Consider the following 8410-nt stretch of genomic DNA (forward strand, 5'->3'; position numbering starts at 1 on the left):
TCAAAGATTGCGCGAAATGACCATGCGCTGGATATCGCTGGTGCCTTCGTAGATCTGGCACACCCGCACATCGCGGTAGATACGCTCCAGCGGGAAGTCGCTCAAATAGCCATAACCACCCAGGGTTTGCAACGCTTTGGAGCACACCCGCTCGGCCATTTCCGAAGCAAACAGCTTGGCCTGCGAGGCCTCGACCAAGGCCGACTGCCCGCTGTCACGCAAGGCTGCGGCGTAACGCACCATCTGCCGGGCAACGGCGATTTCAGTCGACATGTCAGCCAAACGAAACGCCACCGCCTGATGCTCAACCAATGGCTGGCCAAAGGTCACACGCTCACGGGCATAGTCGCGGGCAGCCTCGAACGCAGCGCGGGCCATGCCCACCGCCTGGGATGCGATACCAATGCGCCCGCCTTCCAGGTTGCCCAGGGCGATTTTGTAGCCCTGGCCCTCTTCACCCAGTCGGTTGGCCACCGGCACTTTCAGGTCGGTAAACAGAATCTGGCAGGTGTCCGAGGCGTGCTGCCCCAGTTTGTCTTCAACCCGGGCCACGCTGTAACCCGGTGAGTCCGTGGGCACGATAAACGCCGTGATCCCGCGCTTACCCGCTGCCGGGTCGGTCACGGCGAACACAATCACCACCCCGGCATTTTGCCCCGAGGTGATGAACTGCTTGCAGCCGTTGAGCACGTAATAATCGCCTTCACGGCGGGCCCGGGTTTTCAGGTCGCTGGCATCGGAGCCGGCCTGGGGCTCCGTCAGGGCAAACGCGCCCAGCATCGCACCGCTGGCCAGAGGCACCAGAAACTCGCGCTTTTGCTGCTCGGTGCCGAACTTGAGAATCGGCACGCAACCCACCGAGTTGTGCACGCTCATGATCGTGGAGCACGAGCCGTCGCCGGCGGCGATTTCTTCCAGGGCCATTGCGTAGGCCTGATAGCCCGTGTCGCAACCGCCCCACTCCTCAGGCACCAACATGCCGAAAAAGCCCAGCTGCGCCATCTCGTCAATGGCCTCGCGGGGGAAACGGTGCTGCTTGTCCCATTCAGCCGCAAAGGGCTTCAAACGTTCCTGGGCAAACTGGCGGGCCGCTTCACTGATTTGTAATTGTTCGGGTGTGGGCAGCATAAGAATCCTTAAAGACATTCCACGGCAATTGCCGTGGCTTCACCGCCACCGATGCAGATGGCTGCAACGCCGCGCTTGAGGTTTTGCTGGCGCAGTGCCGAAATCAGAGTCACCAGAATCCGTGCCCCCGAGGCGCCTATCGGGTGGCCCAGGGCGCAGGCGCCGCCGTAGATATTGACCTTGTCGTGGGCAATATCCAGCTCGGTCATGGTCACCAGGCTCACCACGGCGAAGGCTTCATTGATCTCGAACAGATCGACCTCATTCAGCTTCCAGCCGGTCTTGCTCATCAAACGCTTGATCGCGCCCACCGGAGCGGTCGGGAACAGCCCCGGCTCATCGGCAAATGCGGCATGGCCATGAATCACGGCCAAGGGTTTAAGGCCGCGCTTTTGAGCCTCGGATTGACGCATCAACACCAAGGCTGCCGCGCCATCGGAAATCGAGCTGGAGTTGGCCGCCGTGACCGTGCCGCCTTCGCGGAACGCCGGTTTCAGGGTCGGGATCTTGGCCAGGTTGGCTTTGGGCGGTTGCTCGTCGTCACTGATCAAGCGTTGTTCTTTGCCAACGGTGATCTGCACCGGCACGATCTCGGCGCGAAAGCTGCCGTCCTTGATTGCCTGCTGGGCCCGGGTCAGCGAGGTCACCGCAAACGCATCCTGCGCCTCACGGCTGAAGCCGTGGAGCTGGGCACAGTCTTCGGCGAAGGTACCCATCAGGCGCCCACGGTCATAGGCATCTTCCAGCCCGTCGAGGAACATGTGATCCAGCACCCGGCCGTGCCCCATGCGATAGCCGCTGCGGGCACGATCGAGCAAATACGGGGCGTTGGACATGCTCTCCATGCCCCCCGCCACCACCACATCGACACCACCGGCCAGCAGCCGGTCGTGGGCCAGGATGGTGGCTTCCATACCCGAGCCGCACATTTTGTTCAGGGTGGTGCAGCGGGTGCCCTTGTCCAGCCCGGCACCCAAAGCGGCCTGGCGCGCAGGCGCCTGACCGAGGCCGGCCGACAACACGCAACCAAACAACACTTCTTCGACGCCATCGGGGGCCACTCCTGCGCGCTCGACCGCGGCACGGATCGCCGCGGCGCCCAATTGCGGCGCGGTCAGGCCCTTGAAGTCACCCTGAAAGCCGCCCATGGGGGTGCGCGCGGCACTCACAATCACGACCGGATCATTGGCAATAGTCATTACACACCTCTTATTTGGCGGCCATGCGCAAGGCACCGTCGAGACGGATCACCTCGCCATTGAGCATGCTGTTTTCAATAATATGCCGCACCAGCGACGCGTACTCGCAAGGCTTGCCCAGACGCGGCGGGAACGGCACGCCGGCGGCCAGCGAGTCGCGCACTTCAGGGGTCATGCCGGCCATCATCGGCGTTTCGAAAATGCCGGGGGCGATGGTCATTACCCGAATTCCGAAGCGCGCCAATTCACGGGCAGCGGGCAAGGTCAGGCTGGCGATGGCGCCTTTGGAGGCCGCATACGCAGCCTGGCCGATCTGCCCGTCAAACGCCGCCACCGACGCCGTATTGATGATCACGCCGCGCTCGCCATCGGCATCGGCGCTGCTGTCGGCAATCGCCGCAGCCGCCAGACGCAGCATGTTGAAGCTGCCAATCAGGTTGACGTTGATCACCTGACTGAAGCTCTCCAGCCCGTGGGGGCCGTTTTTGCCGAGGATCTTTTCGCCGCGCACAATGCCCGCGCAATTGACCAGCCCGTTGACCTCGCCAAACGCAGCCACGGTCGCGTCAACTGCCGCCTGCGCCGCATCCGCCTGGCTGATGTCCGCCACGGCACTGCGGGCCTGGCTGCCGAGCTTGCTCGCCTGTGTGGCCACTGCTTCGGCATTCATGTCTACCAGCATCACCCTGGCGCCTGCTGCCACCAACATCTCGGCAGTCGCTGCGCCCAGTCCCGATGCACCACCGGTGACGATAAAAACCTTGTTTTGGATTTGCATCATTGATTCCTTGGGGTCATGCCGTGACTTTGGCGTTTGCGGCCATTTCAGCCTTGGCGATTTCCTGATTGCGCAAAATGAAGCGCTGCAGCTTGCCGCTCGGGGTTTTCGGCAGCTCGCTGACAAATTCGATTTCACGGGGGTAAGCATGGGCGGCCAGACGCTGGCGCACATGCAGGCGCAGGGTTTCGGCCAACTGTGCATCGCCCAGGTACTGCGGGCTGAGCACTACAAAGGCTTTGACCAGCTCGGTACGCTCGGGGTCCGGCTTGCCCACCACGGCAGCTTCGATGACGGCCGGGTGTTCGATCAGGGCGCTTTCCACATCGAACGGCCCCACGCGGTAACCCGAGGTGGTGATCACGTCATCGCTACGCCCGACAAAGCTGATGCTGCCGTCCGGGTTCAGCTCCACGGTGTCGCCGCTCAGGTAGTAATCGCCGACGAATGCCTTGGTCTTGAAGCCCTGATAGCCGCCAAACCAGCACATCGGCGACTGGCTGCGATCGACCGCCAGAATCCCCGGCTGGCCAACAGGCAGTTCCTGATGGTTGTCATCGAGCACCACGATCCGGTGGCCCGGCGAGGCGAAGCCCGCAGCGCCCATGTGCACCGGATGGTTGAGCCCGTGGTGGTTGCACAGCACCATGCCGACTTCGGTCTGGCCGTAGTGGTCGTGGATGGTGACGTTGAGTTCATCGGCGAACCAGCGGATCACTTCCGGGTTCAAGGGCTCGCCGGCGCTGCTGACAGCACGCAACTGGCCCTTGATCTTGCTGGAGAACGCATCCCCGGCGGCAATCAGCATGCGGTAGGCCGTGGGTGACCCGGTAAGGTTGGTGATGCCCAGCTTCTTGATCACCCGGCAGGTGCTTTCGACCGTGAACGGACCATCGTAAAAGGTGATGGGGTGGCCCATGGACAACGGCCCGGTGATGCCGAAATAGATCCCGTAGGCCCAGCCCGGATCGGCCAGATTCCAGAATGAATCTTCGGGGCGCAGATCTACTGCATCACGGGTGTAGCTCTGGAACGCGACAATGGCCTTGAGCGGTACCAGCAGCGGTTTGGCCGGGCCCGTGGTGCCCGAGGTGAACATCAGCAGGAACGGATCTTCACCGGTCAGCATTACCGGCTCACAGACGGCCGGGTAGTTGTCCAGCTCGGCCCAGAAGCTGAAATCACCGCGCACCAGGCCCTGCCCCTTGGCCCCTGCCACCGTGACAATTGCCGGGCAGTCATTGACCTCGGTGAGTTTGGCGCGGTTGACCGCGTCCGTGACCACCAGCCTGGCGCCGGAGCTGTTGAGCCGGTGCTCGATGGCCTTGGGGCCGAACGCGGTAAACAGTGGCTGGTAGATCGCACCGATGCGCCAGACCGCGAAGGCAACGATCAGCAGTTCGACATTGCGTGGCAGCAAGCCTGCCACCTTGTCGCCGCGTTTTACGCCTTGGGCCAGCAAGAAGTTGGCAAAGCGTGCGGCCTGGTCCTGAAGTTGAGTAAAGGTGTATGTGGCGCTGCTGGCATCGCGCCCCTCCCAGAACAACGCAATTCGACCAGGCAAAGCGTGCCGGTCACAGCACTCGACACAGGCATTGACTGCCGCCAAATGGCCGTCCAGTGCGCCCGTCACCGTACGTTGATAATCAAAGTCAGTCATCGCGGTCAGATAGTCGCGCATCAGCAGAATCCCTCGGTCTTTATTTTTAGGATGGGAACCGTGAAAAATCCTGCTGATAATCGCCCCGGGAAGGCTCTGCAACAATGGTCAAACCGCTCAAGCTGGGTGACTGCTTTGGCCAAAACTCCCGGCATCAGGAGCATCGCTGGCCAGCCAGCTCCCACAGGGGCCGGGAGCCTGGCACCCAGCGTGCGGCAGCCAGCCTGCTGGCGATGGCAGCACTGCGGTGTGCCAGTTAGCGCTATTGGCCAGTCAGGTACTCCAGCACTGCGGCCTGGTCGCCGGCAAAGGCAATGCGCGAGCCCTTTTTCTCGCGCTGAAAGGCGTACATCGGGTCGTAGTATTCGCGCAACAACGCCTCGATCCAGACCCGGTGAAGGTCTACCGCGCCACAACTGGCCTGCTCTTGCAACGCGGCCTCCATCACCGCCTGCAAACGCTGATGACGCTCGCCGCCCAGACGGCGCTGGATATTCGACAGGCTTTCCAGCAAGCGCCGGGAAAACAGGGTGAAGCCGTGTTCGCCATTTTTGGCGGTGAATTCGGCACTCAACCCCACCACGTAGTCGCGCAAGATGCGTTCAACGCGGCTTTCCAGGCTGTCTTCAAGCCAGACCATCGGTGCGTCCTGCATGCGTTGATACAACGCCAGCGGCAAGGCGCAGCTGCCGACCGTACGGCTTTCGTCTTCCACCACAAACCGCTCGTGCCCCTTGGCACGCTTTTTCAGCAAGTCGATCGCCAGGCGGTTTTCGAAGTCGATATTCGACGGCTGCCCGGTCGCCCGCTTGCCGAAGCTTGAACCACGGTGGTTGGCATGGCCTTCAAGGTCCAGGCTGTTGTCGAGCTGCACCAGCACATCGGTTTTGCCGGTGCCGGTCATCCCGCCGAGCACCATCAGGTCGCACTGCGCCACGGCATCGTCAACGGTTTGAATCAGGAAGGTACGCAGCGCCTTGTAGCCGCCGGTGACTCGCGGGTAGTCGATCCCGGCTTCCTGCCTGAGCCACTGCTGGACAATTTGCGAGCGCATGCCGCCACGAAAGCAGTACAGGCAGCCGTCCGGATTGGCCCGGGCAAAGTCGGCCCAGGCCTGCAGCCGTTCGGCCTTGACCTGCCCCGACACCAGTTGATGCCCCAGGACCACAGCGGCCTGCTGACCCTGCTGCTTGTAGCAGGTGCCCACGCGCTCGCGCTCGTGGTCGGTCATCAACGGCAAGTTGACCACGCCGGGGAAGGCGCCCTTGTGAAATTCAATCGGCGCGCGGGTATCCATCATCGGCCGATCATTGAGGAACAGGTCGCGGAAGTCGGTTACGTCATGAGCCATCATGACACCTCAACCGCGTACGTCTGTCGCTCAACCAGCTGACCGATCGGCTCAAGGGCAAGGCCCTGTTCGCCGGCCATTTTCAGGAACGCTTCGTTGCCTTCAGGGGTGACCGCAACCAGCAGGCCGCCACTGGTTTGCGGGTCGCACAAGACGCGCTTGTGCAACTCTTGCAGCGGCGACAGTTTGCTCGCGTAGCTGTCGAAGTTGCGCAAGGTGCCGCCGGGCACGCAGCCCTGTTCCAGGTAGTACTCGACCGAGTCCAGACGCGGCACTTTGGCGTATTCGATACGGGCGGTCAGATGGCTGCCGTCGGCCATTTCCACCAAGTGCCCCAACAGACCAAAACCGGTGACGTCGGTCATCGCCTTGACGCCTTCCAGCCTGGCGAATTGGCTGCCGACCTTGTTCAGCGTGCACATCCAGTCTCGTGCCACACCGATGTCTTCAGTGCGCAACTTGCCCTTCTTCTCGGCAGTGGTGAGGATGCCGATCCCCAGCGGTTTGGTCAGGTACAGCAGGCAACCGGCGGTGGCCGTGTCATTGCGCTTCATGTGGCGCTTGTTGACCACGCCGGTTACGGCCAGACCGAAGATCGGCTCCGGGGTATCAATCGAGTGCCCGCCCGCCAGCGGAATACCGGCCTCGTCACACACCGCCCGGCCACCGCGAATCACTTCGCGGGCCACTTCTGGCGCCAGCAAATGCACCGGCCAGCCCAAAATCGCAATCGCCATCAGCGGATCACCGCCCATGGCGTAGATGTCACTGATGGCATTGGTGGCCGCAATGCGGCCGAAATCGTAAGGGTCATCGACGATGGGCATAAAGAAGTCGGTAGTCGAAACCACACCGCGTTCGTCATCCAGCGCGTAAACCGCCGCATCGTCACGTGACGCATTGCCGACCCACAGCTTGGGGTCGAGGTTTTGTGCGCCACTGCCGGCGAGGATCACTTCCAGTACCTGAGGCGAAATCTTGCACCCGCACCCCGCGCCGTGGCTGTACTGGGTCAGGCGGATCGGCTCGCTCATGGGGCACCTCTAGTCAATGTCAAAGCGCCAGATTCTAGCAGAGCCACTGTGCAGTCAGGCGTTTGCCTGCAGACCACAGGGCGCAAGACATCTGTTGCAACCCGCCCCCACCGGAAAATAGCCCGCCAAAGAGGATGACCGGCATGCTGGAAATCGACCCGTCAGTCACATATGTAGTGCCTTAAAATAATCACTACATATGTGTTGACGACAGGATTTTCCCCCAGCATGATGCAGACGTCTTCCCCACCGGAAGCGCTGGAAAGGGTTGTTGCAAGCACGCTCGACGAGCTGTCGGGCTGTTCCGGGATAGGTACTGCCCACAAGGCAGAATTGATGAAGCAGACCTGGCTTGATCGTCCGCGTCAAAGACGACAGAGGCTGGCGAAACGTCCTCAAGAGGCTTGTGGTTGATGCGGCATGTCACCCTGGCATCCTGGTTTACGCTGCTCTCCTTCGCTTTACGCTCTTTATGTAGTGCTTTGCTTTACGACTACATGTGACGAACTCAAGGCGGATCTGCTTTAGATGGACACTACGTAGCGCTGCAGGTGCAGTTGCGCGAATCAATTAGACAGATCAACGAGTGGTCAAGGAGTTAGCTATGAACCTGAATAATCAACCGACTGTTAATGAGCTGGCTCGACTGTTCGCCGCCCAGAAAGACACGCTGAACGACCACATCCTGTGGATCAATGACGCCGGTGATGTTCGCATCGATGCTGTGACATCGTGCAAGGAAGAAACCAGATTCGAGGAGGACCGCCCACAAATGCGAGCCCACCTCAAAATGTACCGCCGTGGCCAAGGCTACGTGGGCAAGAAGGCCGCCGCCGATACGGACTACATGGCGCGCGTTCTGCAAACCTTGACCCTGACCTGGGAAAAGGCGCAAACCGCGCCGGCACTGGTCAAAGTTAACAGCTACAGCTGATAACCCCGCCCCATAAAAAAAACCCGGATAATCTCCGGGTTTTTTTATGGGCTACAAGGCCCCGGTTGCACGCCAGCAAGGTGCAGAGGCAAAGGCATTATCAGACACAGGATTCCAGCTCGGGCACCGCTTCAAACAAATCCGCCACCAGACCGTAATCAGCCACCTGGAAGATCGGTGCTTCTTCGTCCTTGTTGATCGCAACGATCACTTTGGAGTCTTTCATACCCGCCAGATGCTGGATCGCACCGGAGATACCGACCGCGATGTACAGCTGTGGCGCAACGATTTTGCCGGTCTGGCCGACCTGCATGTCGTTGGGTACG

General features: G+C 61.1%; 8 protein-coding genes. 1 reads left to right on the plus strand and 7 read right to left on the minus strand.

Annotated features, from left to right (window positions below):
• The 6 genes from ACZRMS_RS24635 to selD all read right to left on the minus strand — a co-directional run bounded on the left by ACZRMS_RS24635 (position 1) and on the right by selD (position 7150).
• Positions 1 to 1128, minus strand: coding sequence for an acyl-CoA dehydrogenase (locus ACZRMS_RS24635; protein WP_048361478.1), 1128 nt, complete (start codon positions 1126 to 1128; stop codon positions 1 to 3).
• 8 nt (positions 1129 to 1136) lie between these two features.
• A complete protein-coding gene (locus tag ACZRMS_RS24640) occupies positions 1137 to 2327 on the minus strand; it encodes an acetyl-CoA C-acyltransferase (protein ID WP_463997439.1) in 1191 nt (396 codons plus the stop codon).
• Between the two features lie 10 nt (positions 2328 to 2337).
• Positions 2338 to 3105 carry an SDR family NAD(P)-dependent oxidoreductase gene (locus tag ACZRMS_RS24645; protein WP_463997440.1) on the minus strand — a complete coding sequence of 256 codons (768 nt, stop codon included), beginning with the start codon at positions 3103 to 3105 and terminating at the stop codon, positions 2338 to 2340.
• A gap of 16 nt (positions 3106 to 3121) precedes the next feature.
• Complete coding sequence (locus ACZRMS_RS24650; protein WP_463997441.1) at positions 3122 to 4786, minus strand: AMP-binding protein; 1665 nt, start codon at positions 4784 to 4786, stop codon at positions 3122 to 3124.
• A gap of 241 nt (positions 4787 to 5027) precedes the next feature.
• On the minus strand, positions 5028 to 6116 hold the full coding sequence (gene mnmH / locus ACZRMS_RS24655) for a tRNA 2-selenouridine(34) synthase MnmH (protein WP_463997442.1): 1089 nt from the start codon (positions 6114 to 6116) through the stop codon (positions 5028 to 5030).
• Positions 6116 to 7150, minus strand: a complete 1035-nt coding sequence (gene selD / locus ACZRMS_RS24660) for a selenide, water dikinase SelD (protein ID WP_463997443.1) — start codon at positions 7148 to 7150, stop codon at positions 6116 to 6118. The genes mnmH and selD overlap by 1 nt, the downstream gene beginning before the upstream one ends.
• A gap of 604 nt (positions 7151 to 7754) precedes the next feature.
• Between selD and ACZRMS_RS24665 the strand changes: the two genes are divergently transcribed.
• Positions 7755 to 8084, plus strand: a complete 330-nt coding sequence (locus ACZRMS_RS24665) for a hypothetical protein (RefSeq protein WP_463997444.1) — start codon at positions 7755 to 7757, stop codon at positions 8082 to 8084.
• Positions 8085 to 8184: 100 nt separating this feature from the next.
• Here ACZRMS_RS24665 and ACZRMS_RS24670 read toward each other — a convergent pair.
• On the minus strand, positions 8185 to 8410 hold a 226-nt coding region (locus ACZRMS_RS24670), incomplete at its 5' end, for an FAD-binding protein (protein WP_463997445.1).

The organism is Pseudomonas sp. B424, from assembly GCF_055408345.1.

What these genes read in the sequence shown, in the direction of transcription:
- mnmH (WP_463997442.1), bottom strand. Translation starts at nt 6,116, where the DNA reads ATGGCTCATGACGTAACCGACTTCCGCGACCTGTTCCTCAATGATCGG.
- ACZRMS_RS24640 (WP_463997439.1), bottom strand. Translation starts at nt 2,327, where the DNA reads ATGACTATTGCCAATGATCCGGTCGTGATTGTGAGTGCCGCGCGCACC.
- ACZRMS_RS24665 (WP_463997444.1), top strand. Translation starts at nt 7,755, where the DNA reads ATGAACCTGAATAATCAACCGACTGTTAATGAGCTGGCTCGACTGTTC.
- ACZRMS_RS24635 (WP_048361478.1), bottom strand. Translation starts at nt 1,128, where the DNA reads ATGCTGCCCACACCCGAACAATTACAAATCAGTGAAGCGGCCCGCCAG.
- ACZRMS_RS24650 (WP_463997441.1), bottom strand. Translation starts at nt 4,786, where the DNA reads ATGCGCGACTATCTGACCGCGATGACTGACTTTGATTATCAACGTACG.
- ACZRMS_RS24645 (WP_463997440.1), bottom strand. Translation starts at nt 3,105, where the DNA reads ATGCAAATCCAAAACAAGGTTTTTATCGTCACCGGTGGTGCATCGGGA.
- selD (WP_463997443.1), bottom strand. Translation starts at nt 7,150, where the DNA reads ATGAGCGAGCCGATCCGCCTGACCCAGTACAGCCACGGCGCGGGGTGC.